Below are 471 nucleotides of genomic sequence, written 5' to 3' on the forward strand. Positions count from 1 at the left end.
CGTGTTGATGGTGTTCTTCAGCTCGAGGATCTCGCCCTTCACGTCGACCGTGATCTTGCGCGACAGGTCGCCGCGCGCCACGGCCGTGGTCACTTCGGCGATGTTGCGGACCTGGGTGGTCAGGTTCGCGGCCAAGAGGTTGACGTTGTCGGTCAGGTCCTTCCAGGTGCCGCCGCGCCGGGCACCACGGCCTGGCCGCCCAGCCGCCCTTCGGTGCCGACCTCGCGCGCCACGCGCGTCACTTCGGCAGCGAACGAGCGCAGCTGCTCGACCATCGTGTTCAGGGTGTCCTTGAGCAGCAGGATCTCGCCGCGCACGTCCACCGTGATCTTCTTCGACAGGTCGCCGCCGGCGATCGCGCTCGCGACTTCGGCGATGTTGCGGACCTGCGCGGTCAGGTTCGACGCCATGAAGTTGACGTTGTCGGTTAGATCCTTCCAGGTGCCGGCGACGCCGGGCACTTCGGCCTGG

The 471-nt window shown here is 67.3% G+C and carries 1 pseudogene; it reads right to left on the bottom strand.

The window, feature by feature from the left end:
• Positions 1–471 (bottom strand): annotated as a pseudogene (locus ALC15_RS40990) (HAMP domain-containing protein); the annotation flags it as partial.

The organism is Bradyrhizobium viridifuturi (assembly GCF_001238275.1).
Classification (GTDB): Bacteria; Pseudomonadota; Alphaproteobacteria; order Rhizobiales; family Xanthobacteraceae; genus Bradyrhizobium; species Bradyrhizobium viridifuturi.